Here is a 25,078-nt window from a genome sequence, read left to right as displayed (position 1 = left end):
TCGGCAGCCGATCTTCGGAAATTCGGGTGAGATTAATTTCAATCCCCCAATCCCAAAGGGGAGTTATCACCTCCGTAATGCCCTGTTGAGGGAAATATATTTAGACACCGCAATTTTGCTTAACTACATCCACTCAAGCCAGAGTTTTCAGAATTACAAGGTCAGTAAGGATCAATGTCGAAGTCTTATTTTGATACAGATGATAAGGGACACAAGCCTTTTGAGTTACCGGGAGCAAGACCACACTACAACCCTGATCGCCCCGGACAGGTAGAGCATATTTTTCTCGATCTCAGCTTGGATATCCCCAAGCAAAGCTATCAGGGCAGCTGTAACATTCGCCTCTTGCCAATCCGTAATGGGATTGACCGTTTGACTTTGGATGCTGTTAACCTGAATATCGAGTCTGTGCAAGTGGATCAGGTGCGAGAAAATTTTGACTATGACGGGGAACAGCTTTCCATTCAACTTTCGCAAGCAACCCAGATTGGTAAACGCTTGCTGATTGCGATCGCCTACTCAGTAGTAAAACCGCAACGCGGTATTTATTTTATTCAACCAGACAAGCACTACCCAAACAAGCCCACCCAAGTTTGGACTCAGGGAGAAGACGAAGACTCTCGCTTTTGGTTCCCCTGCTTTGACTATCCCGGACAATTGTCTACTTCTGAAATTCGCGTGCGTGTTCCCAACCCTCTGGTAGCTATTTCCAACGGCGAATTGATTGACACCACAGAAGATGGTGATTACAAAATCTACCATTGGTCACAGCAACAAGTTCATCCTACCTACTTGATGACTTTGGCAGTAGGTGATTTTGCTGAAATTCGGGACGAGTGGCAGGGGAAACCAGTCACCTACTACGTAGAAAAGGGACGGGAGGAAGATGCTAAACGCAGCATGGGCAAAACTCCGCGGATGATCGAATTTTTGAGCGAAAAGTATGGTTATCCCTATGCTTTCCCGAAATACGCCCAAGTTTGCGTCGATGACTTCATCTTTGGCGGGATGGAAAACACCTCCACAACCCTGTTAACAGATAGATGCTTGCTGGATGAACGCGCCGCCTTAGATAACCGCAACACCGAAAGTTTAGTTGTCCACGAACTCGCGCACCAGTGGTTTGGTGATTTGGTGGTAATTAAGCATTGGTCTCATGCTTGGATTAAGGAAGGGATGGCTTCCTATTCTGAGGTGATGTGGACAGAAGAAGAATATAGTCCAGAAGAAGCAGCTTGCTATCGTTTATTGCAAGCTGGTCGTTACTTCAGTGAAGATAGCAGCCGTTACCGCCGCCCAATGGTAACACATATTTACCGAGAAGCTATTGAACTTTACGATCGCCACATCTACGAAAAAGGATCTTGTGTTTATCACATGGTTCGGGCGCAATTGGGAGATGAATTGTTTTGGCAGGCAATTCAAACATTTATCCAAGATAATGCCCACAAAACCGTAGAAACAGTAGACTTACTCAGGGCGATTGAAAAGGCTACCGGACATAATCTTTTGTTCCTCTTTGACCAATACGTTTATCGTGGTGGTCATCCCGATTTTAAAGTAGCTTACTCTTGGGATGGGGATGCTAATTTGGCAAAAATTACGGTAACTCAAACCCAAGCTGCTGAAGATAAAAATGGCAGTAAGGATTTGTTTGATCTAAAAATACCTATTGGTTTTGGCTATACGCAACAGTCAGTAGAGACGCGATTAATCGCGTCTGTACAGGAGTTAGGAGTTAAAAATAACTCACAACTAAAAACTTTTGTCGTGCGGGTGAATGAACGTGAACAAAGCTTCTATTTTCCCCTAGAAAATAAGCCCCAATTTATCAGTTTTGATGTGGGGAATAATTACCTGAAAACAGTAGCTTTAGAGTATCCAATATCGGAGTTAAAAGCACAGTTAGAATTTGATCCTAACCCGATTTCGCGCATCTATGCAGCAGAAGCTTTGGCGAAAAAAGGCGGGTTAGAAGCGACTATTGCCCTATCTGCGACGCTCAAAAATGAGCGATTGTGGAGTGTGCGTGTGGAAGTGGCGAAACAACTAGCCAAAATTAATTTAGACCAAGCCTTTGATGGCTTAGTTCTGGGGTTAAAAGATAAAAATGCTTACGTGCGACGATCTGTAGTGGAAGCACTTGCTCAAATCAAAACTGCTGAAAGCTATAAAGTTGTGAAAGGATTAGTGCAAAAAGGCGATCCTAGCTACTACGTAGAAGCAGCAGCTTCTCGGGTGATCGGGGCGATCGCATCGGCAAACTTGGAGGATAAACCCAAGGAAGACAAGGTATTAAAGCTGCTAAAATCCGTTTTAGAAGAAAAGGCAAGTTTGAATGAAGTTGTGCGGAGTGGTGCGATCGCCGGTTTAGCTGAATTCAAAACCTCGGAAGCAGCTTTAAATCTACTGATCGAATATACCAAACTTGGTGTACCACAACCCCTACGTTTAGCCACAATTCGCGCTTTAGGAAAGATTTCTGTAGGTCAAAGTCCGGTTAATTTGGAACGGATTTTAGAAAAATTAACCGAACTAGCCAAAGAAACCTTCTTTTTAACGCAAGTGGCGGTAGCAGCAGCATTAGGACAAATGGAAATACCTAAAGCAGTGGGGGTTTTGCGATCGCTAGCTGAACAAACAGCCGATGGGCGTGTACGTCGCTATGCTGAAGAAGAAATTTCTAAGGTGCAAAAGAACATTGGTTCCGAAAAAACCCTGCGTCAATTGCGTGAAGATTTCGACCAACTCAAACAACAAAACCAAGAATTGAGAAGCCGTTTAGAAAACTTGGAGGCCAAATCTAAATAGCACTACATGATAATTAAAAGTAGCTAATTGGTAATTGGTAATTGTGGCAAAATCACTACCAATTACCAAAGCTGTACTTAACGCTATAATCTTAATGATAAATTTGCATAATATAATCAATCAAAAAGCTTCTAAATCTACACTCTCTGGCAAAAGTTTATTTTTGATGTAGCTGATAGCAAACACGGTTACTGTGTTCTCATATGCTCCGGAAATTTGCATATTAAATATTTATATTTACATAAAGTATAATTAAGAAAAGATAAAATCATCGGAAACTGGAGTAATTAGTTGTAGTTTTATAAAGTATAATTAAGAATAAAGATAAATAAATCTAGGCAGTAACATCAGCTAAAAACGTCTCGAACACTATCCCCAAAGGGTAAAGTTCTAGTTGTTTTAGATAAAAGACTACCGCTATCCTAAACTTGCAACTAACTTGTGGCTTAGGAGAAAAACAATCATTGTAAATTTTTCAGTTGAAGAGGCAAATAAAGGCGTGGGTCAGTTTCAACCTACTCAGCTACAACTCTATAATCCAGATGCGATCGCTCGCTACTATAGTTACCGTCCCTGGTTAGCTTGGGGGCGACTGCTGAGAATTATCTGGTCTTTTGCAGGATTTATACTCAGTCTGAAGTGGGACGAATGGCAAGATCAAGTTGAGCAGAACAAGGGTAAACGAGCTATCCAGTTGCGAGAACTGCTCACCGCACTGGGCCCGACTTTTATTAAAGTTGGTCAAGCCCTCTCCACCCGGCCTGACCTGATACGCAAAGATTTTTTAGAAGAACTGATCAAGTTACAAGATCAGTTACCAGCTTTCGATAATGCGATCGCTTACCAGATTATCGAAACTGAACTAGACCGCCCGATTCACGAAAGTTTTAGCGAACTGTCACCTAACCCAGTAGCTGCTGCTAGCTTGGGTCAGGTATACCGTGGTCGTCTGGTCAGTGGTGAAGAAGTCGCAGTCAAAGTGCAACGCCCAAACTTACACCCAGTAATCACACGTGACCTATATCTGATGCGTTGGGGAGCAGGTTGGCTAGCTCCCTGGTTGCCTTTAAATCTCGGTCACAACCTAACTTTAATTGTGGACGAGTTTGGCACAAAGTTATTTGAGGAAATTGACTATATTAATGAAGGCCGCAACGCCGAAAAATTTGCTCTCAACTTCCGCAACGACCCGCAAGTAAAAGTTCCAGGCATTTACTGGCGTTACACCAATACCCACGTTTTAACCCTGGAATGGATTAATGGCTTCAAGCTGACAGACACTAAACGCATTCGTGAAGCAGGTTTAGACCCAGAAGGGATCATCCAAATTGGTGTAACTTCAGGATTGCAACAGCTCTTACAATACGGCTTCTTCCATGCTGACCCCCATCCCGGCAATTTGTTTGCGATGCCTGATGGACGTATGGCTTACATTGATTTCGGCATGATGGATCAGTTGGAGGAAACCACCAAAGAAACGCTGGTAGATGCGCTAGTGCATTTGGTGAATAAAGACTATACCGACTTAGCCGAAGATTTTGTCAAATTGGGATTTTTGACTCCAGACACGAATATTTGCCCGATAGTGCCAGCATTAGAAGCGGTGCTAGGAAACGCTATTGGCAAAAATGTCAAGGATTTTAACTTTAAAACTATTACCGATGAATTCTCGGAACTGATGTATGAATATCCTTTCCGAGTTCCGGCGAAGTTTGCTTTGATTATTCGTTCCCTTGTGACTCAAGAAGGTATTGCCCTTAGCCTCAACCCGAATTTCAAAATTGTTGAAGTCGGTTATCCTTATATAGCACGGCGGTTGCTGACAGGGGAATCGGCCGACTTACAGCGGCGATTATTGAATGTGTTATTCAAAGATGGTAAATTTCAGTGGCAGCGGTTAGAGAATTTAATTGCGATCGCTCGTACTGATAACAACTTTGATGTATTGCCCACAGCCCAGATGGGGTTCCAATATTTAATATCGGAAGAAGGCAAGTTTCTGCGGCGACAGATGGTGCTTGCTCTCACCGAAGATGACCGCCTGCACACCGAAGATGTCCAACGCCTGTGGAATCTCGTTAAAGATGACTTAAAACCGGATCGTTTATTAAATATAGCGATCAGCATTTTAACAGAGTTATCCAAAGAAGGCGCAGCTGCTATCCTCCCAAAAGCTATATTCCTGGAGTCTTTTACTGGAAACCAATCAACAAATAAAAAGTAAAAAATCTTTAATATAAATCAGGAGTTTTCATGTACTATTTTCCTCTGCAACCCCCTTATTTTCTGTTACTTGTTGGCTTTCTGACAGCATTAACATCTGGTTTGGCATTATCTGGCACTTTGAAAGTTATTGTGCAGAAATGGCCAAGCGAACGTACAGAAAATACTAAGCCCCGTTCCTCACTCAAACAATTACTTGTGCCATTTATCGGCATAACTGGCGGTACTTGTCTATTTCTGTCTTCAGGTTTAGAAATATTTGGCTTCCCCTCCTCTTTAGCTTTAGGAGTAGGTCTACCAATTAGTCTGTTTACTTGTTTATTAGTTTGGTTGCAGCTGGGAAGTATGATGACATTTATAGAACGCGAAGGAATGCAATCTTTAGATTTAGATTCTATGTCATAGATTTAAAACAATATGGTTAAGTTCTTATTGACTGAACTGTATTGATATCTAGGACAGTTTACTAATATACAAATCAACCTAAATGCTCACCATCACTGGTGAGCATTTATACTTTTTGGATCAGGATTTGTCAAGGCTTTGTAGAGATGCTATTAATCACGTCTTCATATCTGTTAGGACTTAGATGGGATTTGGTAATCGGATAAAAATAGGTATTATTACAGTAGTCACTACCCGCATTATATATGTAAATATAGTGTTTAATTGAAATCGGATAGTCGGATAGATAGATTTATCGACTATTACTATCGTTCGTTGTGTTTAAGACTGGCAGCATTGAGTAACTTTAATTTTTATTACCGCTAATCAGCAGATGCAAGGTATTTCTGCTTTGAAATAATTACAGCAGTTTTGATGTGGATGGAATACACTAATCTAGCCCCTTTCCCTTATCAGGGTGTATTGCACCACAACCGAAAAATGCTAGAAATTGCACATCTATTTTTTGAAACATATTATTTGTAACTAAAGATTAAAATCATGAAACTTAAAGTCTTTTTGATATGTACAGGTCTTGGTCACGTTATGCGGGGATATGAGTCTTTTGCCGAACAAGCATTTCAGGCACTATCAAAAGAGCCTTCTCTAGATATAATCCTTTTTAAAGGTGGTGGAAAAGCAAAAGCAAAAGAAATTCCTTTGTGGAATTTCCCCCGTGATACTAGAACAGCCTGTAGGATAGCTAAATACACTAAAACTAGTAACTATTTTGTAGAGCAAATATCCTTTTTTTTGAGTCTCATACCACACATCCAAACAGAGAAACCAGATGTAATTTACTTTAGTGATAACGACATTGGTAATTTTCTCGCGCATTGGCGGCGTTTTACCAAACAAAGCTATAAATTACTTTTTTGTAATGGTGGGCCACTCGGATCAAAGTCTCCTATTTTTGCCAACTGTGACTTTATACAACAAATTGCTCCTCAGCATCTTCAGTACTGTTTAAAAGCAGGGATACCTGCTCAGAAACAAACTCTAGTTACTTATGGGACGGAAATACCTGCTGAATTACAAATACTTTTGCCTTCTGAAAAAGAGGCTTTAAGAAATAAACTAGGACTACCTGAGAAAACACCTTTAATTCTTTCAGTAGGTTACATCAGCAAAAAACCTAAGCGTATGGATTATTTAATTCGTGAAGTTGCTAGTTTACCTGAACCACGTCCTTACCTTTTGCTGCTAGGCCAACAGGATGGAAGTTCAACCGAAATTATTGAACTAGGTAACAGCTTATTGGGCGCTGAAAATTTTCAAGGGAGAACCGTAGCCTCTAATGAAGTTGCAAACTACTATAAAATTGCAGATGCTTTCGTGTTAGTTTCCCTCAGCGAAGGACTAGGAAGGGTGTTTTTAGAGGCAATGTCATACGGCTTACCCTGTATAGTTCATGATTATGGCATCACCCGTTACATCTTTGAAAAGGAAGGGTATTTTGGCGATTTTACACACAAGAGAAGTTTGGCAGATTTAATTAGTCAAGTACTATCCGAAAATGGAGATAAATCTAAATTTTATCAGCGTCATAAGTTCATTTATGAGCGTTTTAGCTGGGCTAAATTGCTGTCAAGCTATGTTGAGATGATTCACATAGTAGCTAATTCAATAAAAAACTTCTAAGTTAATTTTTGCACAATTATTGAGTAATTTTATCCTTAAAGTTACGATATTTTAGCTTAATATTATTGACTTTTTGCTGAATAAAACTGATAATAGACTTTTGCATCAGCGTTAGCTGGCTAGGGTGGGTAAAGCTTTGAGGACGTTTTTCAGGCGATTTTAAATAGCGGTAATACAAGAAAACATCGCGGTAAGGAATATCAACATCTTCACTCCCACAAAGCCTCGTAAAAGCTGAAGAAGATATACTCATATAGTGTAAGTATGTCAACCTCCGACCTTGGTCGTATAGGATATTATCTACCACATCAAATTGAGAACTCCAGTGATTACCAGTTGCTTGTTCGCAGTCATGAAAAGCAAAGTTATAATAGGAAATTGCACTTTTCAACACCATGTAGTTAAATAAAGATTGGTCAGGACCTAAACAACACATCACTTCAGCTTCACCCGCTATTAGTTTGTCGAGTAAGTCGCCTCTTAAAGCTTTAGAAAAAATATTTTTCTGAGTAGCAAACCAACCAGCACAAAATACTTTAGATTGCAAGTTATCTGAGTTGAAAACTTGCTGCATCTGCTCTGCCGAACCATCAAAAATAAATTTTAAATCAGACTTATACTGAAAATCATTGACTACCCAATCATAGGCATCTAATTTTTCATATACATAATCTACAGGCCCCATTAACAAGGTATCTGCATCAAAATAAATAAATCTATCAAAGGAACCATCCACAGCACACAATTTGCGGTGCATTGGTAGAACATAGAGTTCTGGGAAGCCCCACTCTCGCCAAGTTTTTTGTGCTCTAGGGTAATTTTTCCATATCTGGGTAGCAAAGTTATCCCAGTAGTCTATGGAATCAGAGTCTTCAAATAAAGTGACATTATCTCTAGATGCAATCTCTGCCTTTACTTTGTCTAACTGATCATTATATGGAATTACACAAACAGGGATTTTTCTACCAGCATTAGCTTCTATACTATTGAGCAATGCAACTAATTGATCATAGACAACATCATTCGCTAAGATGTAAATGCCATCGCTCATTGGGGATACTCCTAATATTAACTATGGGCAGCAACAAAGGGAAATAAACGGCGAGTCAGTTTGGGGATGAAAGCCAATTTGCCCTGATGGAGATAGCGATAGTGTTCCCACAATTGCCAATAGGGACAACCACTTTTCATCCGCGTACCAGCCCAGTGGAGATATTTTAGTCGTTTTCCTCGGTCATAGAGGGCGTAGTCTTGCTGTTGGAAATTTTGTGAACCCGCCCAACTACCAGGCCCTCCCCCAGGAATTTTGACGAGATTTCCACGTTTAGAAATTAGTTTGAGAACAAGATAATTTAAAATTGGTTGGTCTGTAACTCCTTCCGAAAAATCGAAATATTCTCGATGTGCTGCACACTCACGCAAAGCTTCATCCATTTGCTGTTCGGTAATAATTCCTTTTCTCGAACTCCAAAAGCCACTGTTGAAAACGTCTTGAAGTTGAGCATCGGAAAAAATTTGCTGCTCTTTCACAAATGGGGAAAAGATATTTCGCAGCTTATCATTAGCATGGTGGTAATCACAGCAGAAGAAATCAACTTCTGAAAGCTTGTCTAAATTGTCGGCGATTTTTTCAAAAACGACAATATCCGTATCAATATAAATAAATTCATCTAAAGGCCCAAACCACGCCACTAGTTTACGCATTTTGTTGGGTAAGGCGAGGAAATCTCGATCAAAAATTTCTCCGATGCGTTTCGTAAATGTATCAATAAGTTCTAAATCTGGGAAGATTTGGACGTTGTGTAAGGTAGCAAGCTGTTCTGCTACTTTGTGATAATTTTCATTAAAAGGTATGAGATAAACGGTCACTTCTGGGTCATAGTAACGAATGCTATTGAGTAAAGCGATCGCATTATCAATAACGCGGTCATTAGCAACTATATAAATGCCCCTACTCATAAATTATCCTTGGTTAATTAACTTAAGTTTTCGCAAAGCTCTTGTAAGTAAATTTGGTGTTGGAGCGTCATTATAATTCTTCGGAGGATTTTTAAAGACTGGACGCTTCTCTGGTTCGTGTAAATAACGATAATAGAGAAATAAATCTCGATAGGGAAACTCAAGATTTTCTCCTGCACAGACTGCTTGATTGATATTAGGAGGAATCCCAATGTAATGAAGGTAAGTTAGGCGATTACCTTTGTCATAAAGAATTTTATCTTTTTCTTCAAAATGTTCAGAAGTAACAGAGTTTCCTGTAATTTGATGATTTGGTAAGTGATGGGCAAAGTTATAAACTGGAATGTCAGACCTCATAAACATATAGTTGATAACTGGTTGATCTCCTGTTGGATAGAGTATTTCCCTCTCACCTGCTCTTAAATAAGATAACAATTTATCTAATTTATCTGGTTCAAACAGTCCTTTTTTAGAAGCGTAAAATCCTGAACAAAATATTTCTGTTTTAATGCGATTTTCATCAAAAACTTGTAGTAGTTTAACTGAAGGAATTTTATAAACTTTATCTGGATGTTTAAACTGAAAATCGTAGACAACACAGTTATATTCATCTAATTTCTGAAAAATAAAATCTAGTGAATTCATCACTAGAGTATCAGCATCCAAATAAACAAATCGATCAAAAGGCCCATCAAATGCACAAAATCGTCGATGACCACCATAAATTCTGTATTTATTTTTGTTCATACTAGCAGGACTGGCCTCTAGCATAAATTGATCCCAGCGATTGATTGATTCTTGATTATCGTAAAGAAATACATTAGGGCGTTTAGCTATTTCATTAGCAATTCGTTGTGTTTGATCATCGAAAGGATAGATACAAACAGGAGTTTCTGAACCCAAGATAACATCAATGCTGTTGAGCAAAGCCACCAGTTGATCGAAAACATAATCATTGCCAAGGGTACAAATACCATTCATAATTTATGAGTGTTGAGCAACAAAGTTTGACAACCAGTTAAGTAAGTTTAATTTGCGTAAAATGATTTGACGTGCTTCTGCGATCGCATCTTTAGCAGCATACCAAGCATCAGGTGTAGCTGTCACTTCTTGGATGTAGGCAATGCCTTTTTCATCTAAACTGGGCAACCGCAAAAAACTACCGGGTGGCAATAATTTATCAGCCGCCGGTCCACCATAATAAATTGGTAGACACCAAGCAAGTAAACTATCCCAAAGTTTCTCACTTACATACCAACTATTTTCTGCATAGTTTTCAATTGCCAGATTGTAGTAGTATGGTGCCATTCCATGCCATTTGTGACCAAGTTCACCTTTTGTTGGTGACCATGCAGGTAAGTCCCGCCCATACAAATCGAACTTAGTCTCGCTGGCTTGCAATGATTTCAAAAAGTCTAAGCGCTCGCGATGGTTAGCTGTCCGGTTAATTCCCGAAGTAATCCAACTGCATGGGGCAATTTTTTCCGGCGTTGGCATTTCATTTAAATCCTCAAATGATTTGCCATGATACCAAATAGCAGGCATATAATCGGGATTGGGCGCAAAGTCATCGGGGCCAGAAACATGACCACAATACTTTTGAGCTTCCTGATAATTCCGCTTATTTATTTCTACAATCTCGTTTAAAGGCGGTTCGCGGAGAGAATAAATAATCCGCTCTTTCGGCACACCACATAATAGAGATTCTATATTTATTTCTGGTTTTTGTTGTCGTTTACGAACAATATCTAACCAAGATGGTTGTGGGGATGGTTGGGGAAAATCAAACTGATATAGCAACAGAAAGTCTGGCTTTTCCGCTATTTTCAACATTTGGATGTTGTCCCAAACACCAAAGGAGTGCGGGGTTTGTTGCCATAACCAATCTCTGGTTTTAGCAAGACCTGAATAGCTGCTAATCATGCCAACAGTTTTGATAGTCATAAATCGTATTTATTCGTAGTTAGTTTTCAGTTAATTTTTGTACCGTCATCCCAGAATTGGTGGACGCTGATCTTCTTCTAAGTAGCTTAATATTTTGGTAATTCTATTCTCCCAAGAAAATTGCTGGGCAAAATCTATACTAGCTGCATAACCCTCTATTTTTCTGGGATAGGTTTCTAAAGTATGTTGAATAGATTGGGCAAGTTTATGCGGGTTATCTGGCGTACACCAACTGGCAATTAAAGGTGATGTCTTGAATTCCATTAAAGGTGGAATCTCAGTTGCAACTATAGGAGTGCCAGCAGCCATATACTGAAAAAACTTAACTGGATTCGTGAAATCTGCTGATTTTCCAGCGCAGTGAGGATGAACTAAAATATCAGCTGCTTGAAACAAGCTGACTAATCGTTCCCGTGGAAGTATCCAGCCTAATAATTTAACGTTTTCTACATTTTTCTCTCTGGCTAGTTGTTGGTATGCTTGCACCTGTGCTTCTGTACCTCCTGTGATTACAAACTGAATTTGTGGCAATTCTTTAGCAGAATCAATTAAGAGATTAACACCTTTGAAAGGATACAAAGCACCGGAATAGACAACTAAATGCTTACGTCCATTTATAAGCAATTCTTGACGCCATGTTTCGGCTTCTTGGGGCTGTCTGACTGAAAATGATTGATTGAATCCGTTATGTAGCCAAACGACTTTTTCCGATGGCATGCCATATTCTATTAAGCTTTGCCGGATGGGTTCAGACTGAGTTATGGCTATTTTAAAATAAGGACTGTGGAGAATTTCCGGCTCAAATTTTTGGTCTTGAAAGTAGTGACGTTCATAGATAGTAGGAATTTCATTTTTGACTGCGGCCTTGACAAAGTTCCAATCCCGTGTGTGGATAACTTTAGCATTAGGCAGGATATGAATCGGTAAATAATATTTGGTTACTACTGTATTGGAGTTAGTAAATTTACCACCTATTTTATCAATAGGCCAAGGCATTGGCAATGCAGCAATTTTGAGCTTTTCTTGAACATCGTAAAATTCGATAAATTCTCTGTGGGGTCTTTTGGGTTGATAAGGATAAATTAACGATAGTAGATTAACAGAAGATTTTTTATCTGGATAGATTAAAACTGAGGAGTAGCCTAAATTAGCTGCTGCATTGGCACACAGAACATCATGAATTTCGTGTGCTGTGTCTGGTTGTAGTGATGGCTCTCCGGTGTAAAAAATATATTGATTTTTTTTTGAATAATTTATCATTGTTTTTGATTATAGGTTTTTCAAGATTTTGTTAAAAATGCTTTTGTTAATTGCATTAACTCAAATTATCTATTCTCAAAAAGCTTTAATGTATCTAGTAAGTAAATAGCAGAGTGATAAGATTCTGCAATTAATCGATTTTCTTTTTGGGGTTCGGATTCTAATTTATCGACTAGCAAGTGCAGAGAGATCAGGAGGGGATAGAGACGTGTGTGAAACTCAGATGATATATAACTAAAGTTTTGATACTGGTTATTTCCATTTTGATTTTGGTCTACATCTGACGAGAACTGCTGGTTAATTTTCAGGTTAACTACATCGTCGAAGACATCAATGGCGTTGAGAACTCTTAAGGCTGAATTGTATGATTCCTCAATTAATTCCTGCCGCTCTTCGGAATTCTCTACTAAATCATCAACTAATAGTCCGAGGAAACCAATCATGGAGTTAAGCCTTGTCCGCAGTTCGTGAGAAATTTGGTTAAAGCTGGGATTAGTTCTGGTGGAAATTTCCGGCTGATCAGTAAATTGCATTGAGTAGAGGCGTGAGTAGTAACTACCTTTTTGTAAAAGTTCTTTATGGGTGCCGATTTCTACTACACTTCCTTGGTCTAAGACGGCGATTTGATCGGCTTTTTGGACTGTGGAAAGGCGGTGAGCAATTACTAGGGTGGTGCGATCGCGGCTCAAATCATCAAGTGCAGCTTGTACTAAGCGTTCGGAAACGGTATCTAAAGCGCTGGTGGCTTCATCTAAAATCAGAATTTCGGGATTTTGGAGTAATGCGCGAGCGATCGCTAATCTTTGTCTTTGTCCACCAGATAGCATCACGCCGCGATCGCCAACCTGCGTATCAAATCCTTGGGGCAATTTGCTAATAAACTCATAGGCGTTTGCTCGCTTTGCGGCTGTGAGAATTTGATCATCACTAGCCTCCGGTCGTCCATAAGCAATATTGTTCCGCACCGAATCATTAAAGAGAAACGTATCTTGACTGACAATTCCCATCGCCTTTCGCACCGATTTCAAATCGAAATCTCGCAAATCTATTCCGTCTAGGGTAATACAGCCAGATGTCGGGTCATAAAATCTCGGTAAGAGGTCTGCCATTGTTGATTTACCAGCACCAGAACTACCCACCAAAGCCAGAGTAGTACCGCGTGGTAAATATAAATCTACGTCTTGAAGTACTATATTTTGATGATTAGGATAGGAAAAACAGAGGTGCTTAAAATGCACTCCCTCTTTTAATTTCTCATAAGGAATTATCCCGCTACTCATGAACGGCTTATTATCTTGTCGTAAAAAATCAGCGACAATATCCACACTAGAAGCAGTATTAGCAAAGCTACTCCGAAGAGTATTTAACTGAGAAATAAACGGTAGCAGTCGCAATAGCAACAATAAATATGTAATCAAAACGGCTGAGACGGAACTAAGCTCGTCGGCAAATAAGGTACGACCCAAAAAGACAATCATTATTAAGGCGACAATGCCCGTCACCTCGCTAACTGGTGTAATCGCCTCAGAATTTACCTGAGACTGAAAATCTGCTTTTTCTCGGTCACGAATTAGCTTTTGAATTCGTTTATATTCTCTGTTTTCATTTCCAGTTGCCTTTACTAGGCGAATTCCATTTAGCATTTCTAACACAGAAATGGAATAGGCTTTAGACATCTCCGAAAGTTGGGCACCGAAATCTCTTGAGCGGTAAATTGCATACTGATTTACGAACGTCACCAAAGTTAGCAACATTGTAGTGACAATGGTCAACTGCCAGGAGATTGATAGCAACAAAGCCACAAAAACTAAAATCGTAATTGCCAGTATGATTAACCTGATCACACCGCCTATAGCACTAGCAGCACGACTAATTTCTCCCCCAAGGCTGTTGATTAGATCACCAACTTTCATTTTGCTGTAATAATCTATGTCAATATCTAGTAATAACTTCAAGCCGGCTTCTCGCATATCTGATGTCAAGGTTCGTGTTAAAGAGCTCGACACCAAAGTACCCACATAGCCAGCTAAATTTTTTAAAATAATTGTAAATATAATTGAGCCAGCCATCACTGCTAGGCGGTAACTTTGCGGAACCTGATCAAAGGGAGAGACAATAGCTTTAATAATTGGTGGAGCGCCTGTTAAATCTACAGGTTGACCGACTATTTGAAGAATTACTGGTACAATCAGTGTCGTACCCACACCGTTAAATAAAGCGCTATAAAATCCGAACAAGATTGTAAAAAATATCCTAGCTGGATAAGGTTTAGCAAATTTTACTAGTAGTTTGTTGTTAGACATTGGGGATTTAGATTATAAATTTATAATTTGATACCGGGAATAAAAAATGTTATAGATACAACTTCTATCAATGCAGAGCGATTTTTACATGATAGATATACTCTGCCTGTTACGAGATTTTCAATTGAGTTAAATCTAGATTAATCAGAGATTTATAACTATGCACCATCCTTACAAGCGGGAAATTAACTCAGATAAGGTAGATGCCATAGTTTCTAAGCTGTACTTTTCTAAACATCTTTCTCTAGCCTTTCTACCTCGCTCTTTTGCTTGTTCTACATCCGCAAATATTAGTTGAATTTGTGCAGCAATTTGTTGGGGACAACTAGGTTCAACTAAATAACCAGTTTCTCCTAAAATTTCGGGAATGTCTCCCACTCGTGTGGATAACACAGGTTTAGCCATTGCCATCCCATCTGTTAACTTTAGAGGAAATTGGGCACGAGCAATTATGCTATCTCGCTGGGGAACAACTACAACGTGAGCAGCTGCTACAACATCAGGCATAACCTCTACAGGACATTTTGGCAACTTGATAATCCAGCGTCCCCATTTTTGAATCAGCTGTTGATCATAATCATCATAAGGACTGCCTCCTACAATTACTAATTTTAAATCTTGCTGATTCAACTGATCCAACGCTATTAAGACATCTTCAACTCCCTTGTGAGGTCTTGGCGCACCAGGAAACATCAGAACTCGATAGTTTGTCAAACCATAACGCTCTCTGCTGACCTCTGGGTTATATTTTTCCGGGTCAAACATGGCGGTATCTTTGCCATTAGGCAAATAAACACCCCCAAAGCGGTCTTGAAGAAACTGAGTATCGATCGTAATCTCATCGGCACGAGATACTAAACTTTCCATCCACTGGAGATAAAGTGGATGATCGGGAAATCTCAATGCACCATTTTTCTTAAAAATGTCCCTGCCAAATTGCTTAATACTGGGGCGATACTTCCATTCAAAACCTCCATGCCAGCTAAGTTCCCAGTCATCCATATCTAAAAGCAAAGGACGACGACTAGCTAATTTATGCAGTAGAGACACACCAAAACTTGTCGGTTTAGGTTTGACTGCATAAATAATGTCGCCATCTAGTTTTTGCCAAAGTTTTTTAGCTGAAGTAAAAAACTCAGGATAGTTTTTACCATCAATAGCAACTACTGGTATTTCTCTAGGGGGAATAGCATACAATTCTTGACCAAATAAAAATCCGACAATTTCAACTTCATAGTCGATTTTTTTTAGAACTTGAGCTAGTAAAAACGCTCTAACTGAGCCTCCCCCAGACAAGTCACTGACAACTAACGAAACTTTTCCTTTCATATATTAATTGCTTTAGTCACTATTTGCATAACTGCGTTTTGATTTTTTAAACAAGTTGATGAACTGCGAAAAAATCGAGATAATTTTTTGCGATCGTGGACCTCTATATTTTTCATATAATACAAAGCTGGGAATAATTAGCCGAGTTTGATAAATTAGCTTGAGTAAATAGCTATGATTAACTTTGATTTTTTTATTTAATAAGTACAAAGGAGGGGAAAACATTTTAATTAGCCGAGCAAAATTATCTTGCTCTTTTTCTCTAATTGCTTCTTTAAGCAAAAAATCTATACCTACTTGGCATAAAGGGATTAATTCATGATGTTTACTACACACTGTCTCATATAACAAAATATAATAAGCTTTCATATAAGACCAGTTATTAGTTCTATTAGACTGATGTTTTGTATAATATGCTCCGATCATCGGTGTGTAGACAAAATTAACATTGGCAATTAAAAGGTCTATTGTAAAATCTCTATCTTGCAGAGCTTTTAGGCGCTCATCAAATATTTTTTTATCCTGCACATCTCTACTCATCAATAGGCATTGCTGAAGTAATGGAAATGAAGAATCAGCTAGAAAATCAGGAATGAGTAATCGCTCAATCAATTGCTCTCTTGATAAAGAACCAACTATATTTTCCTCTCTGTTGATAATTTGCTGTTCCTTGTCTATAAATACCCGTTCATAATCCGTATAAAAAACGGTATTTTCTTGAACATCCAAGGCAGTTAAATGATCTAATTGAAATTTAATTTTATCTTGATGAATCCAATCATCTCCATCTAGAAACTGAATCCACTTACCTTGTGCCTGTTTAAAGCCAAAATTCCGACTTGAGGATACTCCGCCATTTTCTTTATAGAAGTAGCTGACTCTTGAATCTAGACTGATCAATTGTTGAGCAACTTCTTGGGTATTATCAGTAGAGCCATCATCTACCATAATACATTCAAGGTCAGTAAATGTTTGTGATAGTACGCTTTTAACTGAGCGTTCTAGGTAGCTGGCTTGATTAAAACAGGTAACAACGATTGAAACAAGTGGAGTCATTGATTAAACACTCTTCTTGTTGAAAAGGTATAGTTCAAAATTCACGCCGGATAAAATTAAGTATTGGTAAATAAACTAAGTTGGTATTTTGATTGAGATGTTGGCACGCTGCAAGTAATATTTGAGAAGTGCTGTATAGATACGGTCTCTTGATGGCATTGCATACTTTTTCTCAGGTTCACTGTCATGTGAACCCCAAATGACTGGGAAAGGATTTGGTTCCCAGACAATGAGGTTTTTCTGTTCGTCATAGCTGTAATCAAAAGCCATAAAATCAAAACCTAATGCTTTGCGTGCCTGCTGCAAAAGATGATGATTCGGGTCTTCTCCACTGAAATAAGCAATATCCTCTGCTATTATTGATTCATTAATTACGCGATTATCGTTGTCGCGTACTTCCCAAGATTTGGAAACCATTAAAGGGCCAGGGACACCTTCATCTCCCATAGCGAAGTAGCGATACTTACGATACAGACCATCTTCTCCCCTAACATCCAGAAATTCTACTGCAATCGGGGCAAGCATCTTTTCAAAAGGGATGTTTTCCAACTCATCAAGATTTTGGACGAAAAAGATTTGACAGCCATGCACCCAGTCTTCACGAATAAAGAAGGGAGTTGACAATCCTCCTTGTGTCTTTTTGAAAGTTTCTATATCAGTAATCGGCACTGTTTTGGCGGTGTGAATGCCCTCTACGCTACCAATCTTCTGTGCTGCCAGTGATTTAATTGAATTTGAGAGGTTATCAATGGAATTAACAATGGGAATGTTGCGTTTTTTACATTCTGCTTCTATTGGTTGGGCATATTGATAAATATGCGGAAATCTTTCTTTGAGGGGATCTTGTAACCAAGGTATAAATAGTGCATAGCGATCCCAGTCTTTTATCTCACAAGGGAGATAATGGAGTTCAAACAGATGTGCTGCCTCAGGTACATTTTGACTGACCCAATAAAGAAAGTAGTCATTGTATGTAGACTGGTGATCTGACTGTCGCACAACAAGGATGCGCTTGGGATATCGGACGTTGTTCACGGCATCCCGAATTGCTGAAATTACCTGTTGACGAGATTCTTTGTACATAGAAGGTTTGTAACGTTAATATAGTTTTGGATGAAATTTTTATCAGATGTGGGATATTTGGCGCTAAAAAAAATATTACTTGATTTTTGTTGACAAAACTTTCTCAGTATAATTATTCGATAACTAAAGTTTTATAGACTAGGAAATGGTTTTAATATAGGCTATCTCTGACTTGGGAATTTTTTCAGGGGAAGGATGAATCAGCCTTGAATTTGTCATCAATTATCAGAAAGTGGATATTTTTAGTTAACCTTAGATATCAAGCTTCAAGAAAAGCCTAAATAAAGCTAACGTCATATTGGCTAGTTCGTCTACCGAAATTTCACGTAGAAATGATATTTTTTGAGACTAGATATTCATTTATAAGGGAGGTAAAGGTAATGCAGGTAATCCGTCTTGAGGCACTCTCAGACAACTATATATTTTTGCTGTACGACGCACAGCAACGTATTGCTGCTGTTGTCGATCCAGCTGAGGCTCAACCAGTATTAAAGAAACTGGCAGAATTAAAAGCTGAATTGGTAGCAATTTTCAACACCCACCATCATAACGATCATGTGGGTGGTAATAAGCAGTTAATAGAAGAATTCCCGCAAGTGATAGTTTACGGGGGAATCGAGGATCGTGGTAGAATTCCCGGACAGCAGGTGTTTTTGCAATCAGGCGATCGCGTCCAGTTTGCAGACCGCATAGCTGAAGTTATCTTCGTTCCCGGACATACCCGCGCTCACATCGTTTACTACTTTCCCCCCGAAAAAGCTGGTGAGACAGGCGATTTATTTTGCGGCGATACTTTATTTTCTGGCGGGTGCGGTCGCTTGTTTGAAGGAACACCGACCCAGATGGTGGATTCTTTAAGTAAACTGCGATCGCTACCCGATGATACACGCGTTTGGTGCGCCCACGAATATACCTTAAAAAATCTGCAATTTGCCGTAACTGTGGATGGTGACAACACCGACTTACAAAGGCGCTTCAATGAAGTAAAGGCTTACCGTAGTCGAGGAGAAGCTACCATACCCTCGTTGCTTGGAGTGGAGAAGCGAACCAATCCCTTTTTACGTTGGGATCAGCCATCATTACAATTAACTGTTAAGAGTGGCGATGCAGTGCAAACCTTTGCGCGGATACGGGAAATGAGAAATAACTTTTAGGTATTGGGCATTAGAGAAAAGTCCATCTCCCTCATCTCCCCTACTCCCTACTCCCGGCATTCCTTCAATTTTTTAGCGCTAATAGTTGCGATCGCACCCTTCCTTTCGCTAGGATCTGTAAGCTTTAGGGTATTTAGGCAAAGAAGCTTGGAATACAGCAGTGACATTGTGAGCTATGCTGCCCAAACCCAAATTAATCAGATTTTACAGGAAAAACAAAAACCGATGGTGAAACGTGTGCAGTTAGTTTTAAATCAGGATATCAGTAAGCTGGGAAAATCTGGCGACTTAGTGGAAGTAGCTCCTGGCTACGCTCGTAATTATCTGATTCCCCAGAAATTGGCAACCAATGCCACTCCTGGTATTCTCAAGCAAGTAGAACGCCGTCGTGAGCAAGAGCGTCAACGGCAATTAGAACTCAGACAACAAGCTCTTGAGCAAAAAGAATCTTTAGAAAAAGTTGGCAGCTTGACAATTGCCAAGCCACTTGGTGAAAACGAAGCAATTTTCGGTACTATCACCACCCAAGATGTTGTAGATGCAATTAAGGCAGCCACCGGTCAAGAAGTCGATCGGCGTGGTATTACCATCCCCGATATTAACCACCTTGGTACTTATCAAGCCGAAATCAAGCTGTATTCGGAAGTAGCGGCGCAAGTCAATATTCAAGTAGTCGCTAGCTAACTCAGGAGGGGGACGCGGAGATGAGGGGGATGAGGGGGATGAGGGAGCAAGGGAAGCAAAGGTGAATAATAACTCCTAACTCCTAACTCTTAACTCCTAACTCCCAACTCCCAACTCCCGACTAGCTTTCATCTCAAAACTAAAATCGTTTATGGCTGAAGAATTGAGTTTTCAAGGCGATGGTAGCGATGCCTACGGCGGTAAACTACGCCTCCCACCACAAAATATTGAGGCGGAAGAAGCGATTTTGGGGGGTATTTTACTAGATCCAGAAGCGATTAGTCGAGTTAGCGATCGCCTCCTTCCAGAAGCTTTTTATATTAGCGCTCACAAAGATATTTATCAAGCAGCTGTGAGGCTCCATGCTCAAGGTAAACCCACAGACTTACTCTCAGTCACAAGTTGGCTGACTGACCATGATATCCTTGCCCACATTGGTGGCAGAAATAAGTTAGTAACTCTGGTAGACCGCACAGTGTCAGCCGTGAACATCGACGCCTTAGCAGGGTTAGTGATGGACAAATACCTGCGGCGGCGCTTAATTAAAGCTGGTAATGAAATTGTACATCTTGGTTACGAGACAGAAACCGAATTACCAATTGTTTTAGATCAGGCAGAACAGAAAGTATTCTCAGTCACTCAAGAGCGTCCCCAATCGGGTTTAGTTCATATTTCTGATACTCTAATTAATAATTTCCAGGATATTGAAGATCGAAATCAAGGCATCGCCTTACCTGGGATTCCCTGCGGATTTTACGATTTAGATGCCATGACGAGCGGCTTTCAGCGTTCTGATTTGATTATTGTCGCTGGCAGGCCATCAATGGGAAAAACCGCCTTTTGCTTGAACCTTGCTCATAATATCGCCGCTTCTTATAAATTACCAGTTGCTATTTTCAGCTTGGAAATGTCAAAAGAGCAACTGACGCAACGATTATTAGCTAGCGAAGCGCAAATTGAAAGTAGTTATCTGCGAACTGGACGCCTGTCCCAAACACAGTGGGAACCTTTAAGCCGTGCTATTGGTATCCTTTCCGAGATGCCGATTTATATTGACGACACGCCGAATATTACAGTTACACAAATTCGTAGTCAGGCAAGAAGACTGCAAGCAGAACAGGGAACTGAATTAGGTTTGATTGTAATAGATTACTTACAATTGATGGAAGGAGCAGGCGATAATCGCGTACAAGAATTATCAAAAATTACACGTCAACTCAAAGGTTTAGCGCGTGAACTATCTGTACCAGTAATTGCTTTATCTCAGTTGAGTCGAGGGGTGGAAGCACGCACTAACAAGCGTCCGATGTTGTCAGATTTGAGAGAATCAGGTTGTTTAGCAGGCGATAGTTTGGTGACATTACCAGATAGCGGACTGCAAGTACCAATTAGGGAATTAGTAGGTAAATCTGGTTTTGCAGTTTGGGCGTTGAACGAAGCTACAATGCACCTAGAAAAGGCAATTGTTAGCAATGCTTTTTCCACAGGTACGAAGCCTCTATTTACTTTAACAACTCGATTAGGCCGAAAAATCCGTGCTACAGGTAATCACAAGTTTTTAACAATTAATGGCTGGAAAAGACTTGATGAATTAACTCCTAAACAACATCTATGTTTACCAAGACATCTTTGCAGTTCTGGTAAACAAACAATGACTTATGCCGAAGTCGCATTATTAGGGCATTTAATTGGCGACGGTTGTACATTGCCACGTCATGCCATACAGTACACCACCAGAGAGATAGATTTAGCTCAGAATGTTGCTTTCTTGGCAACAGAAGTTTTTGGAGATTCAATTGTTCCTAGAATTTCACCTGAACATGGATGGTATCAAGTTTACTTATCCGCAGCACAAAATCTAACTCATCGTGTCAGAAATCCAATAGCCAAATGGCTAGACTCTCTCGGTATTTTTGGTTTAAGGTCTTATGAAAAATTTGTACCTCAAGAATTTTTCTCACAACCTCAAGAGTCAATAGGTTGCTTTCTAAGACACCTTTGGAGTACAGATGGCTGTATAAAATTGCTTGCAGGAAAAAACTTAAGACCTATTGCATATTATGCAACTAGTAGCCAGAGACTAGCTTTTGATATACAGACACTTTTGTTAAGACTTGGTATTAACGCAACACTCAGGACAGTTCCTCAAGTTGGGAAAGGCAGAAATCAATATCATGTAATAATCACTGGTAAGCCTGATCTCCAATTATTTATTATTCATGTTGGAGCAGTCGGAGAATATAAGCTACGTTCACTCCAAGATATTTTCCAACACCTTGAAAATACTATTCACAATCCTAATAGAGATATAATTCCGAAGGATGTTTGGAAAATAGAGGTTCTACCGGCGATGCAAGCTATAGGCTTCACCACACGGATATTACAAGCCTCCATTGGAGTTTCGTATTGTGGCTCTACTCTTTACAAAGTAAATTTAAGTCGAGAAAGAGCTTTAAAACTCGGCAACGTTGTTCAATCATCTAAACTGGTTACTCTTGCCAAAAGTGATGTTTATTGGGACGAGATACTTTCAATTGAATATAGCGGCGAGGAAGAAGTCTTTGATCTTACGGTTCCTGGTTTGCATAATTTTGTTGCGAATAATATTATAGTCCACAACTCAATAGAACAAGACGCGGATTTAGTAATCATGTTGTACCGCGACGAATATTACTCTCCCGATACTCCTGATCGCGGCATTGCTGAAGTAATTATAGCTAAACATCGCAACGGACCTACAGGTACTGCGAAACTTTTGTTCAATTCCCAATTTACAAAGTTTCAAAATTTAAAAATTTAGCCATTGAATTGGGGATTGGGATTGGGAACTGAGGATTGGGAGAAGCGAATGCCCCATGTCCAATGCCCAATGCCCCAATTCCTATTTAACTCCCAGCAATTCCACATCAAAATGCAGAATGGCGTTAGGTGGAATCACGCCACCAGCACCACGAGAGCCATAACCTAACTCTGGGGGGATGATTAACTGACGACGACCGCCTACTTTCATCGTGCTAAGTCCTTCGTCCCAACCTTTGATTACCTGTCCAACGCCAATTTTAAAGCTGAAGGGTTGGCCGCGATCACGTGAACTATCAAACTTAGTACCATCTTCTAGAGTGCCGACATAGTGAACTTCAACCGTTTGTCCAGATTGAGGAGTCGCCCCAGTCCCCTCTTTTTCCTCGACGTACTTTAATCCAGAGGGGGTAGTTACGACATTAGCATCAGACATAGTATTGCTCGCAATTAGAGTATTATTTTCAGTTACAGTTGTGGGCGCTGGCGGTGTTTGGGTAAACTGGGCAGCAATGGCAGTATTCTGTTTACTGCTTACTTGCCCCACAACCAAAATCACGACACATACCAGCATGAACGCCACGCTGAGGAAAATAGGTTTCAAAATCAGTTCTCCTTACTTAGGTATCCTGGCAAAAACATTACCAACAGGACACAATTAGTTTAAATCACAAAGGGCATTCTAACGCCAAAGCTTATTTTCTAAATCACGGAGTTGACGCTCTAAACGGTCAATTCTGCCCCGCAGTTCGTCCACTTCCGACTGGCGAGCCACCCCCAAATCCTGCATCATATTTCGCATTTGCCGTTGCATTTGGACATCGAAGTTTCCCTGTTCCGACTTTAACTGCTGGGCAATATCATCTATTACCGCCTTAGCTTGCTCAGGATTTAGCTTACCGTCTTTAACTAAATCATCACTAACTTGGCGCAGTTTTTCTCCTACTAGAGACGTTGTGCCAAGACCCACCATCATTAACTGTTGCAACCAGTTGTTGCTATCCATACATTCCTTCCTCTTACTTATTTCAAACCAGCCGACCCTTGCTCCTGAGTGTAGGCTAGAATAACTATGCTAAAAGCGTAGTTATTCTAGCCTACATCTCTATTTTGGCAAATTAGCAAGCACAGGGTTCAAAGAGCGTGGTTATAGAACTCCTCAAGTTTAAAGTTACCCTGAATTTCCGCGAATATTTTATCAGGATTCGCGGAAAACCCCATCGGTCTATAGCTCAGGGGATGGATAGCGGCGATTGAATTGTTTCTCTGTAAACAATTCAATCGCCGCAGGCAACACAGAGATGATTATGTATGAGGAATGAGCTATTTCTTGGAAGATGGCGCTAGGGTTTTAATATAATCTCTAAGGATTTCAGCCATAGATAGTTCTTTTTTCTCCGAGTATTCCTTGAGGATTTGATACTCCTCTTCAGTGACATTAAACTGCATTTTTCTTTGTCTAGCCACTTGATATCCTCCAAAAAATACTCTGTATTTAGAGTATAGTAAACTAAAACAAAGAGGTGGTAACGCAGTGTTAGTATTAGACTACAAAGCAGTAGTCAGCAAAAATCAGACGGCTGCTATTGAGGAAGCTATTCGTACAACTCAGTTCATTAGGAACAAGGCTATCCGCTTCTGGATGGACGCACCAAGAGAATCGAAAATCAATAAAATAGGGACAAATAATCGCAGAAAGGGAATTAGACTGGAATAGACGTACTATATATCCCGACTGTTGCGTTGGATCATGACTTTTCCGATTGTCCAACTTGAACTCCCTACGGTATTTTTTTGCCTCAAGAGAGTGAGCTATTTTTATTTTTCGTTCAGTCCAAACTGACTGCTGATTGTATTGTTGAGCCACTGGAAGATTGGTGGTTAAGTGTTCTAGACCGTTTTTCTCACATTCGTAAAATAGTTATCAACCAAGACAATGGACCGGAAAATAACTCTCGGCGAACTCAATTTATGTTTCGTATTCTTAAATTTGCCCAGAAATTTCAACTGACATCCAATTAGCTTACTATCCACCTGACCACAGTAAATACAACCCGATTGAACGAGCCTTCAGATGGCTTGAACAACATTGGAGCGGTAGTTGAGTTTTGAGCGTTGATACTGTACTATAGTTTGCTTCAACTTGAACTTTTAAAGGTAAAAATCCTACGGTTACTTTGATTAACCGGGTTTACCATACGGGAGTTAAATTAACATTGGATGTAATGGCGGAAGAAGAACAAGCAAATTCAAAGTTTACCAAACCTGAAAAAATGGTTCGTCGAAATCTTTTGTAATTCTGCTTGATTAGTCAAAACTTGACGATTCTCAGTAATAACAAAAGCCTCCTCAAATGATGATGAGGAGGCTTGAGTAGAATAATGAATC

General features: G+C 39.9%; 20 protein-coding genes and 1 pseudogene. 9 read left to right on the top strand and 12 right to left on the bottom strand.

Features of this window, described 5'->3' with window-relative positions; genetic code table 11:
* The first annotated feature begins 174 nt into the window (after positions 1 to 174).
* The 4 genes from HWQ38_RS17790 to HWQ38_RS17775 all read left to right on the top strand — a co-directional run bounded on the left by HWQ38_RS17790 (position 175) and on the right by HWQ38_RS17775 (position 7,119).
* Positions 175 to 2,811 (top strand): M1 family metallopeptidase, encoded by a 2,637-nt coding sequence (locus HWQ38_RS17790; protein ID WP_292795837.1) that lies wholly within the window; start codon positions 175 to 177, stop codon positions 2,809 to 2,811.
* Between the two features lie 499 nt (positions 2,812 to 3,310).
* Positions 3,311 to 5,035, top strand: coding sequence for an AarF/ABC1/UbiB kinase family protein (locus HWQ38_RS17785; protein WP_292795835.1), 1,725 nt, complete (start codon positions 3,311 to 3,313; stop codon positions 5,033 to 5,035).
* Positions 5,036 to 5,064: 29 nt separating this feature from the next.
* Entirely contained in the window at positions 5,065 to 5,439 is a 375-nt protein-coding gene (locus HWQ38_RS17780; RefSeq protein WP_292795832.1) for a hypothetical protein, read from the top strand.
* Positions 5,440 to 5,979: 540 nt separating this feature from the next.
* A complete protein-coding gene (locus tag HWQ38_RS17775; protein ID WP_292795830.1) occupies positions 5,980 to 7,119 on the top strand; it encodes a glycosyltransferase family 4 protein in 1,140 nt (379 codons plus the stop codon).
* Positions 7,120 to 7,135: 16 nt separating this feature from the next.
* Here the strand turns inward: HWQ38_RS17775 and HWQ38_RS17770 are convergent, their stop codons facing one another.
* The 9 genes from HWQ38_RS17770 to HWQ38_RS17730 form a co-directional block, all read right to left on the bottom strand.
* Positions 7,136 to 8,170, bottom strand: coding sequence for an Npun_R2821/Npun_R2822 family protein (locus HWQ38_RS17770; RefSeq protein ID WP_292795827.1), 1,035 nt, complete (start codon positions 8,168 to 8,170; stop codon positions 7,136 to 7,138).
* 17 nt (positions 8,171 to 8,187) lie between these two features.
* Entirely contained in the window at positions 8,188 to 9,078 is an 891-nt protein-coding gene (locus HWQ38_RS17765; protein WP_292795824.1) for an Npun_R2821/Npun_R2822 family protein, read from the bottom strand.
* A 3-nt stretch (positions 9,079 to 9,081) separates the two neighbouring features.
* Positions 9,082 to 10,059, bottom strand: a complete 978-nt coding sequence (locus tag HWQ38_RS17760; protein ID WP_292795822.1) for an Npun_R2821/Npun_R2822 family protein — start codon at positions 10,057 to 10,059, stop codon at positions 9,082 to 9,084.
* A 3-nt stretch (positions 10,060 to 10,062) separates the two neighbouring features.
* Complete coding sequence (locus tag HWQ38_RS17755) at positions 10,063 to 11,022, bottom strand: glycosyltransferase family 10 (protein ID WP_292795819.1); 960 nt, start codon at positions 11,020 to 11,022, stop codon at positions 10,063 to 10,065.
* Positions 11,023 to 11,067: 45 nt separating this feature from the next.
* The gene (locus HWQ38_RS17750; RefSeq protein WP_292795816.1) at positions 11,068 to 12,282 is read right to left on the bottom strand and encodes a glycosyltransferase; all 1,215 of its coding nucleotides are present in this window, start codon (positions 12,280 to 12,282) and stop codon (positions 11,068 to 11,070) included.
* Positions 12,283 to 12,347: 65 nt separating this feature from the next.
* Positions 12,348 to 14,585, bottom strand: coding sequence for an ATP-binding cassette domain-containing protein (locus HWQ38_RS17745; protein WP_292795813.1), 2,238 nt, complete (start codon positions 14,583 to 14,585; stop codon positions 12,348 to 12,350).
* A gap of 171 nt (positions 14,586 to 14,756) precedes the next feature.
* On the bottom strand, positions 14,757 to 15,914 hold the full coding sequence (locus HWQ38_RS17740; RefSeq protein WP_292795810.1) for a glycosyltransferase family 4 protein: 1,158 nt from the start codon (positions 15,912 to 15,914) through the stop codon (positions 14,757 to 14,759).
* Between the two features lie 12 nt (positions 15,915 to 15,926).
* Positions 15,927 to 16,970 carry a glycosyltransferase family 2 protein gene (locus HWQ38_RS17735; protein WP_292795807.1) on the bottom strand — a complete coding sequence of 348 codons (1,044 nt, stop codon included), beginning with the start codon at positions 16,968 to 16,970 and terminating at the stop codon, positions 15,927 to 15,929.
* Positions 16,971 to 17,045: 75 nt separating this feature from the next.
* A complete protein-coding gene (locus HWQ38_RS17730; RefSeq protein ID WP_292795805.1) occupies positions 17,046 to 18,053 on the bottom strand; it encodes a hypothetical protein in 1,008 nt (335 codons plus the stop codon).
* A 380-nt stretch (positions 18,054 to 18,433) separates the two neighbouring features.
* Here HWQ38_RS17730 and gloB point away from each other — a divergent pair, with 380 nt between their 5' ends.
* The 3 genes from gloB (at position 18,434) to HWQ38_RS17715 (ending at position 22,691) form a co-directional block, all read left to right on the top strand.
* The gene (gene gloB / locus HWQ38_RS17725; RefSeq protein WP_292795802.1) at positions 18,434 to 19,207 is read left to right on the top strand and encodes a hydroxyacylglutathione hydrolase; all 774 of its coding nucleotides are present in this window, start codon (positions 18,434 to 18,436) and stop codon (positions 19,205 to 19,207) included.
* A gap of 225 nt (positions 19,208 to 19,432) precedes the next feature.
* Positions 19,433 to 19,891: a 50S ribosomal protein L9 gene (gene rplI, locus HWQ38_RS17720; RefSeq protein WP_292795893.1), complete on the top strand. Its 459-nt coding sequence runs from the start codon at positions 19,433 to 19,435 to the stop codon at positions 19,889 to 19,891.
* Between the two features lie 151 nt (positions 19,892 to 20,042).
* Positions 20,043 to 22,691 (top strand): replicative DNA helicase, encoded by a 2,649-nt coding sequence (locus tag HWQ38_RS17715; RefSeq protein WP_292795800.1) that lies wholly within the window; start codon positions 20,043 to 20,045, stop codon positions 22,689 to 22,691.
* A gap of 81 nt (positions 22,692 to 22,772) precedes the next feature.
* Here the strand turns inward: HWQ38_RS17715 and HWQ38_RS17710 are convergent, their stop codons facing one another.
* The 3 genes from HWQ38_RS17710 to HWQ38_RS17700 all read right to left on the bottom strand — a co-directional run bounded on the left by HWQ38_RS17710 (position 22,773) and on the right by HWQ38_RS17700 (position 24,157).
* Positions 22,773 to 23,294, bottom strand: a complete 522-nt coding sequence (locus tag HWQ38_RS17710; protein ID WP_292795797.1) for an FKBP-type peptidyl-prolyl cis-trans isomerase — start codon at positions 23,292 to 23,294, stop codon at positions 22,773 to 22,775.
* A 78-nt stretch (positions 23,295 to 23,372) separates the two neighbouring features.
* Positions 23,373 to 23,696, bottom strand: coding sequence for a phasin family protein (locus HWQ38_RS17705; protein ID WP_100901084.1), 324 nt, complete (start codon positions 23,694 to 23,696; stop codon positions 23,373 to 23,375).
* A gap of 317 nt (positions 23,697 to 24,013) precedes the next feature.
* Positions 24,014 to 24,157, bottom strand: coding sequence for a hypothetical protein (locus HWQ38_RS17700; protein WP_292795791.1), 144 nt, complete (start codon positions 24,155 to 24,157; stop codon positions 24,014 to 24,016).
* A 67-nt stretch (positions 24,158 to 24,224) separates the two neighbouring features.
* Here HWQ38_RS17700 and HWQ38_RS17695 point away from each other — a divergent pair, with 67 nt between their 5' ends.
* Both HWQ38_RS17695 and HWQ38_RS17690 read left to right on the top strand, forming a co-directional pair.
* Positions 24,225 to 24,407 carry a hypothetical protein gene (locus tag HWQ38_RS17695; RefSeq protein WP_366933315.1) on the top strand — a complete coding sequence of 61 codons (183 nt, stop codon included), beginning with the start codon at positions 24,225 to 24,227 and terminating at the stop codon, positions 24,405 to 24,407.
* Positions 24,408 to 24,484: 77 nt separating this feature from the next.
* Positions 24,485 to 24,795: pseudogene (locus HWQ38_RS17690) on the top strand (hypothetical protein).
* The last annotated feature ends 283 nt before the right edge of the window (positions 24,796 to 25,078 follow it).

Origin of the sequence: Nostoc sp. NMS7 (assembly GCF_017115085.1) — a bacterium.
In the GTDB taxonomy this organism is placed as follows: domain Bacteria; phylum Cyanobacteriota; class Cyanobacteriia; order Cyanobacteriales; family Nostocaceae; genus Nostoc.
Note: the sequence above shows the minus strand (reverse complement) of the source record. Positions and strands in the feature narration are given on the sequence as shown.

Bases quoted from the DNA above. Each gene is read 5' to 3' on its own strand.
- HWQ38_RS17790 (WP_292795837.1), top strand. From the start codon at position 175: ATGTCGAAGTCTTATTTTGATACAGATGATAAGGGACACAAGCCTTTT.
- HWQ38_RS17780 (WP_292795832.1), top strand. From the start codon at position 5,065: ATGTACTATTTTCCTCTGCAACCCCCTTATTTTCTGTTACTTGTTGGC.
- HWQ38_RS17775 (WP_292795830.1), top strand. From the start codon at position 5,980: ATGAAACTTAAAGTCTTTTTGATATGTACAGGTCTTGGTCACGTTATG.
- HWQ38_RS17770 (WP_292795827.1), bottom strand. From the start codon at position 8,170: ATGAGCGATGGCATTTACATCTTAGCGAATGATGTTGTCTATGATCAA.
- HWQ38_RS17765 (WP_292795824.1), bottom strand. From the start codon at position 9,078: ATGAGTAGGGGCATTTATATAGTTGCTAATGACCGCGTTATTGATAAT.
- HWQ38_RS17760 (WP_292795822.1), bottom strand. From the start codon at position 10,059: ATGAATGGTATTTGTACCCTTGGCAATGATTATGTTTTCGATCAACTG.
- HWQ38_RS17755 (WP_292795819.1), bottom strand. From the start codon at position 11,022: ATGACTATCAAAACTGTTGGCATGATTAGCAGCTATTCAGGTCTTGCT.
- HWQ38_RS17750 (WP_292795816.1), bottom strand. From the start codon at position 12,282: ATGATAAATTATTCAAAAAAAAATCAATATATTTTTTACACCGGAGAG.
- HWQ38_RS17745 (WP_292795813.1), bottom strand. From the start codon at position 14,585: ATGTCTAACAACAAACTACTAGTAAAATTTGCTAAACCTTATCCAGCT.
- HWQ38_RS17740 (WP_292795810.1), bottom strand. From the start codon at position 15,914: ATGAAAGGAAAAGTTTCGTTAGTTGTCAGTGACTTGTCTGGGGGAGGC.
- HWQ38_RS17735 (WP_292795807.1), bottom strand. From the start codon at position 16,970: ATGACTCCACTTGTTTCAATCGTTGTTACCTGTTTTAATCAAGCCAGC.
- HWQ38_RS17730 (WP_292795805.1), bottom strand. From the start codon at position 18,053: ATGTACAAAGAATCTCGTCAACAGGTAATTTCAGCAATTCGGGATGCC.
- gloB (WP_292795802.1), top strand. From the start codon at position 18,434: ATGCAGGTAATCCGTCTTGAGGCACTCTCAGACAACTATATATTTTTG.
- rplI (WP_292795893.1), top strand. From the start codon at position 19,433: ATGGTGAAACGTGTGCAGTTAGTTTTAAATCAGGATATCAGTAAGCTG.
- HWQ38_RS17715 (WP_292795800.1), top strand. From the start codon at position 20,043: ATGGCTGAAGAATTGAGTTTTCAAGGCGATGGTAGCGATGCCTACGGC.
- HWQ38_RS17705 (WP_100901084.1), bottom strand. From the start codon at position 23,696: ATGGATAGCAACAACTGGTTGCAACAGTTAATGATGGTGGGTCTTGGC.